General features: G+C 38.2%; 7 protein-coding genes and 2 pseudogenes. 3 read left to right on the top strand and 6 right to left on the bottom strand.

Annotated features, from left to right (window positions below; translation table 11 throughout):
- Positions 1-194 (bottom strand): annotated as a pseudogene (locus ACNPNW_RS05220) (transposase); the annotation flags it as partial.
- 14 nt (positions 195-208) lie between these two features.
- Here ACNPNW_RS05220 and ACNPNW_RS05215 point away from each other — a divergent pair.
- Positions 209-373 (top strand): annotated as a pseudogene (locus ACNPNW_RS05215) (HTH-like domain-containing protein); the annotation flags it as partial.
- Positions 374-448: 75 nt separating this feature from the next.
- Here the strand turns inward: ACNPNW_RS05215 and ACNPNW_RS05210 are convergent.
- Both ACNPNW_RS05210 and ACNPNW_RS05205 read right to left on the bottom strand, forming a co-directional pair.
- Entirely contained in the window at positions 449-763 is a 315-nt protein-coding gene (locus tag ACNPNW_RS05210; RefSeq protein ID WP_047930176.1) for a BrnA antitoxin family protein, read from the bottom strand.
- Positions 750-1037 (bottom strand): BrnT family toxin, encoded by a 288-nt coding sequence (locus ACNPNW_RS05205; protein ID WP_023271598.1) that lies wholly within the window; start codon positions 1035-1037, stop codon positions 750-752. The genes ACNPNW_RS05210 and ACNPNW_RS05205 overlap by 14 nt, the downstream gene beginning before the upstream one ends.
- A gap of 388 nt (positions 1038-1425) precedes the next feature.
- Between ACNPNW_RS05205 and ACNPNW_RS05200 the strand changes: the two genes are divergently transcribed.
- Together ACNPNW_RS05200 and ACNPNW_RS05195 are read left to right on the top strand one after the other, a co-directional pair.
- On the top strand, positions 1426-1635 hold the full coding sequence (locus ACNPNW_RS05200; RefSeq protein WP_129717697.1) for a hypothetical protein: 210 nt from the start codon (positions 1426-1428) through the stop codon (positions 1633-1635).
- A gap of 249 nt (positions 1636-1884) precedes the next feature.
- Positions 1885-3339 (top strand): SulP family inorganic anion transporter, encoded by a 1455-nt coding sequence (locus tag ACNPNW_RS05195; RefSeq protein ID WP_063454694.1) that lies wholly within the window; start codon positions 1885-1887, stop codon positions 3337-3339.
- Positions 3340-3450: 111 nt separating this feature from the next.
- Here ACNPNW_RS05195 and ACNPNW_RS05190 read toward each other — a convergent pair whose 3' ends face one another.
- The 3 genes from ACNPNW_RS05190 to chrA form a co-directional block, all read right to left on the bottom strand.
- Complete coding sequence (locus ACNPNW_RS05190; protein ID WP_060875721.1) at positions 3451-3741, bottom strand: addiction module antidote protein; 291 nt, start codon at positions 3739-3741, stop codon at positions 3451-3453.
- A 1-nt stretch (position 3742) separates the two neighbouring features.
- Positions 3743-4039: a type II toxin-antitoxin system RelE/ParE family toxin gene (locus ACNPNW_RS05185; protein ID WP_005175534.1), complete on the bottom strand. Its 297-nt coding sequence runs from the start codon at positions 4037-4039 to the stop codon at positions 3743-3745.
- 211 nt (positions 4040-4250) lie between these two features.
- Positions 4251-5587, bottom strand: a 1337-nt coding sequence (chrA, locus tag ACNPNW_RS05180; RefSeq protein WP_448766512.1) for a chromate efflux transporter, incomplete at its 5' end; no start/stop codon positions are given.

Raw genomic sequence — 5587 nt, 5'->3', positions numbered from 1 at the left:
CTATTTGTTTTCTTTGGTATATTCGCTTTAGTCCCTGTTTTCCTGATCTGTTCACGCAGTGGTTCTGAATCATAGCCTTTATCTGCGCATACCACTTTTGTCTCTTTTAAATCTAATGTTGATATTAAATCAGGCGCAACTTTAACATCATGTGTGGTTCCATCGGTAATCATGAAATCAATAGGATTGCCGTTCTTGGACGCAGGAGTTACATATCCAAGTTATTAAATATGCAGATAGTTTGGTAGATGTCACAGGAAAAGAGTTTTGTGAGGCCGTCCAAATTAAGGATAGCTATTTTGCTGAATTTAATAAGATGAAAAAGATAGCAACAAGATTAGTCGCAGCAGGATTAGATGTTAGTCGTCTATAGCCTTTATTTAAATTATCTAAAATTAACATAATACACCTTATACGAATTCAAAAATGGGAGCCTAAGCTCCTATTTTTACTGATGTTTTTTTAATTCTTTTAGCATGGCATCCCGCAAGATTTCATTCATGCGTGTCTGATAACCTTTACCTTGTGCTTTGAACCATGCAAGTACGTCAGCATCTAAACGAATAGATGTTTGTTGCTTCACTGGTCGATAGAATTGATTGTGGCGTACAGCATTGCTCCAGTCGGTAATTTCAGGCATATCTGAGAGATCTAGCTGATCGTCAGGAACCGTTCCCTTAGCAAGCAAGCGTTGAATTTCAGCATCTTGCTTGTCGCTGAATTTTTCATTCAGTTCTTTGCGTGAGTATCTAACCATGCTCATATCTATCTCGCTCCGCCTTAGTTACTTGTCTTGCACTAATGATTCGTATGATTTCACAGTCATCTTCATCAAAGATGGTATGAGCTACTAAGAGCATTAGTACGCCTTTCACTTTTCCAATGGTCTGCCAACGTTCTTCACCATCGGTATGTCTGTCCTGGATTGAGATCCTTAGCGGATCTTCAAAAACAAGGCTTGCCGTTTCGAAAGAGACATCGTGTTTTTTCTGATTCTTTCGATTCTTTGCCTCATCCCATTCGAAATACTGTTCCATAAAAAACATTCAAATTTGTATATACAATAATGTATCACAAAATTGTATCACTCAAGCTGAAAAGCGTAATTTTTAGTCAGATTTATTGGCAAGAACTATCAAAACAGTTCATAAAAAAGCCGACTTGTTTCAAAATCGGCTTTTCGGTCATTTTTGGCTTTTTCTGGTTTTATTAAGTGGTTGATATCTATATTAATATACAAGTGTACTTCGTATAACGCCCATTATGTTAAATAGATAGCAGTTAGGAGATTATTTATTCTTTCAATAGACAAAAACTTGCGGAATTTTTCTTAATTTGTAATCCTTGCGGCCAAGGGTGTCTAGCGTAGCTAAGACAGGTATTCGTTATAGTCGGGCCGCTATAATACGGATGAAGAGTGCCTGTATGTTTAACCTAAATATCTTTAACAAGATTTCTAGCGAAGTATTGACCATCAAAAATGATCTTGAGCTGAATTCTGAGAATCAACTGATAACTAAATATAAGACTTCTACTTCTGAAGATTATAAAAAAGCAATTATTTTAATCTTTAAAGAACGTGGCTATACACGTTTGGAAATAGGTCAATTACTTGGGGAGCTAAAAGCTTCATAAAATACCGATTAAACAAAGCTTGGATATAACATCCAGGCTTTATAAAAAAGTACCTAGCTGTTACCCTTGTCCTGATTTTTTTACTCTAAAAAGTTCCTTCATCTTATGACACTTACGCCACCTTAAGTTTATTTACCGTCTTAAATCTGTAAATAACTCATCACTGTCTAGTGATGTGGTGTAGTCGCGTGTGTGTTGTATATATCACATCACTAGCCTATCTGAAAAATTAAAAAACAGGCTATGTTTATGTTATCTAATGTCCGAGAACAGTGGTTCTCTAACATCCGTGGGGATGTACTTGCCGGATTAGTCGTCGGTCTTGCACTCATCCCTGAAGCCATCGCATTTTCAATTATTGCAGGTGTAGATCCTAAAGTTGGTCTATACGCATCCTTCTGTATTGCCGTCGTGATTTCTTTCGTTGGTGGTCGTCCTGCCATGATTTCAGCAGCCACTGGTGCAATGGCGCTGCTTATGGTCACATTGGTCAAAGAGCATGGGCTTGAATATCTGCTGGCAGCAACAATTTTGACAGGCGTGATTCAAATATTGGCAGGCTATTTAAAGCTCGCCAAGTTAATGCGGTTTGTATCAAAATCTGTGGTTATTGGATTCGTAAATGCGTTAGCGATCTTAATTTTCATGGCTCAATTGCCTGAACTGATTAATGTGACCTGGCATGTATATGCTTTTGTTGCTTTAGGTTTAGCAATTATTTATCTATTCCCTCTGGTTCCCAAATTAGGAAAATTACTCCCTTCTCCACTAGTCTGCATCATTGCAATCACATTATTGGCAATCGCTTTAGGAATTGATGTACGGACCGTGGGCGATATGGGGTCTTTACCTGACACACTTCCAATGTTCTTGATTCCAGATATTCCTTTGAATATTGAAACATTGATGATTATTTTGCCTTATTCAGTCGCACTGGCGGCTGTAGGTTTACTTGAATCGATGATGACAGCAACTATCGTGGATGAAATGACAGATACGCCAAGTGATAAATATCAGGAATGTAAGGGACAAGGGATTGCGAATATTGCTTCTGGCTTTATGGGTGGCATGGCTGGCTGTGCGATGATTGGTCAATCTATGATTAACGTAAAATCAGGTGGCCTTACACGCTTATCAACATTCTCTGCGGGTATTTTTCTTCTTATTCTTGTTGTATTTATCAGTGACTGGCTCAAAGTGATTCCAATGGCTGCATTGGTAGCGGTAATGATCATGGTCTCTATCAGTACCTTTGAATGGAGTTCTGTCACTCAGTTAAAAGATAATCCTAAGAGCAGTAATATCGTTATGATTGCGACTGTGATTGTAGTTGTTGCTACGCATAACCTGGCTTTGGGTGTGTTAACAGGCGTATTACTTTCAGCCTTGTTCCTGGCGAATAAACTTGAAAATGATATCCAGGTAACAGCATCTTTTGAAGGAACAGCCCGTTTATATGATTTGAGAGGTCAGATCTTCTTTAGTTCTTCTGAAAAATTCATGCAAGGTTTTGACTTTAAAGAGGATGTAAAGGATGTGATTATTGATTTGACCCATTCTCACATTTGGGATGTAACATCAGTCGCCATGCTTGATTCTGTTGTAAATAAATTTCAAAAGAATGGTGTGAATGTCACTGTGCGTGGCTTAAATGAAGCCAGCTCTATTATGATTGATAAGTATGGAACACATGCCAGAATCTAAGTGCAGGAGATTTTACGTTTATGTAGAATCTCTAAAATTAACATAATACACGTTATACGAATCTAAAAATGGGAGCCTTTAGCTCCCATTTTTACTATATTTTTTAAAGTTTTAGGCGTGTTGTACAGTGAGTTTTAAGCCTAACGCATTTACTACACGATTAATCGTATCAAAACGTGGTGCTGAATCATGACGTAGGGCTTTGTAGAGTGCCTCACGCCCAATCCCTGCTTCTTTAGCAATTTGAGTCATGCCACGAGCTTTAGCAATAACACCAAGTGCATGGGCTAATTCAGCTGGATCATTATCTTCAAGAACCATATTGAGATACATCACAATGTCTTCTTCAGTTTTGAGTGACTCAGCCATATCAAAACTTGGTAAATCAGCGACTTTAACCATTTTAATCCTCCAATGTTTTCGATAATTTGACTGCACGATCGATGTCTTGTTGTTGAGTCGATTTATCTCCTCCACCAAGCATTACAATCACTACGTCACCATGCTGGATGTAATACATTCTCCATCCAGCACCGAAGAATTCTCTCATTTCCCAAACGCCATCTTGGAGAGGCTTAATGTCTCCCCAATTTCCACGTTGAACCTTATCTAATCTACGATTCAGACGAATACGGGTCATATTGTCTTTAATGCCATCTAACCATTCATCAAATTCTGGCAGACGTTTAATTTCAATCATGAGAATTCCTTATCTTCTCACTATATTGTATTCGATCGAATACAATATGCAAGTAGTCTATACGGACATCCATTAATTTCGTATAACAGCCATTATGTTAAATGGGGAGTGATTTAGTGGAATATTCTTTAATTTTTTATATGAAAGAAGATACCTTGAATCGTGTCAAAAGAAGCATAGATTTTTTATCCATACCTCTAGTGTTCATTCTTTATAGTAAAATTTTAATCGTTAAACCCACTAAAGCAGAACCGATGATGACTCTGAGCACACTTTGATTAAATTTAAATAATGCGACTACAGCTAAAATTGCAATAATGGCAGAGATATAATCAAAATTCCCTTCAAAACCCTGTGGCCAAAGCACGTGGTAACATAAAAAGAGTGCCAAATTTAAAATTACGCCCACCACGGCAGCGGTAATGGCGGTTAAAGGGGCAGTAAATTTAATTTGATTGTGTGTGGACTCTATAACAGGTGCTCCGGCTAAGATAAAGAAAAATGAGAAAATAAAAGTAAACCACGTGACGATGATTGCACCTAATGCACCTGCAATAAATTGATGTTCAGCACCCAACAGCGAATGGTTATAAGCTGCTAAGAAGCCGACAAAAGCCACCACCATGATCAATGGGCCGGGAGTACTTTCACCTAGGGCTAAACCATCGATCATTTGAGTTGGGGTGAGCCAGTGATAAAAACCGACAGCGCCTTGATAAACGTAAGGCAGAACAGCATAAGCACCACCAAATGTCAGAAGTGCAGCTTTAGTAAAGAACCAAGCCAGTTGAGTATAAGAATGACTCCATCCCAAAACTGCTGTTAAAGAGATGAGTGGAATTGCCCATAAAAGTGCTGAAATTACAGTTATTTTGATCAGATGAGACCATTTAAAAACAGCATGTTCAGGTGTAGGGGTATCATCATCAATAATTGCACGTCCATAGGATTTTTGACTGGACTGATGTGCATTTAGCTTAAATAAATCAGGATACTTTTTACCGACCAAATAACCCGATATCGCTGCACATAAAACGATTAAAGGGAAAGGAATATTAAAAATAAATATTGCAAGAAAAGCGATAACTGCAATCGCCCATAGAAATTTATTCTTTAATGAACGACTGCCAATACGATACGTGGCATGAAATACAATTGCGGCAACTGCGGGCTTAATGCCATAAAACAAACCGGCAATGATCGGGACGTCGCCATATTTCACATAGACCCAAGACAGCCCAATGAGGATAAAAAGAGAAGGTAGAACAAATAAAACCCCTGCAACGATGCCACCTTTGGTTTTATGCATTAACCAGCCAATATAAGTTGCAAGTTGTTGAGCTTCGGGGCCGGGTAAGAGCATGCAATAATTCAATGCGTGCATAAAACGCTGTTCTGAAATCCATTTTTTTTCTTCAACTAACTCTTGGTGCATAACAGCGATTTGCCCGGCAGGGCCACCAAAGCTAATGAATCCCAGTTTTAACCAAAATTTGAATGCTTGCCAAAAGCTGATAGATTCAATTTCTGTTTCATCTATTAAAGATG

It is taken from the genome of Acinetobacter endophylla, assembly GCF_053543775.1.
Note: the sequence above shows the minus strand (reverse complement) of the source record. Positions and strands in the feature narration are given on the sequence as shown.